Annotated in this window: 1 pseudogene; it reads left to right on the top strand. The window is 40.6% G+C overall.

The window, feature by feature from the left end:
- Nucleotides 1-293, top strand: a pseudogene (locus tag ACYQ2O_RS13140) (IS91 family transposase); the annotation flags it as partial.

Below are 293 nucleotides of genomic sequence, written 5' to 3'. Positions count from 1 at the left end.
ACGCCACTATGGTTTGTATTCTCGTCGTATTAAGACACTCATGAAGATAGTGGTCAAACAATTTCAACTTGACACACAAAAAGTGTTAATCAATGCGAAGGAAATGATCAAACCGTTAGGTTGGCGGGAGCGGCGTATAGAATCATTTGGGGAAGATCCATTGGAATGTTCGGAATGTGGCAATGTAATGGAGTTTCGAGGGATAGCTGTGCGCAAAAATGGGCGTCTAACCCTTCAATTTGCGAATGATAGACAAGCTAAAAACTATATTAATCGGGAGATTGATTACATTG

The sequence above is a fragment of the Alkalibacterium sp. m-11 genome, assembly GCF_054658155.1.
Note: the sequence above shows the minus strand (reverse complement) of the source record. Positions and strands in the feature narration are given on the sequence as shown.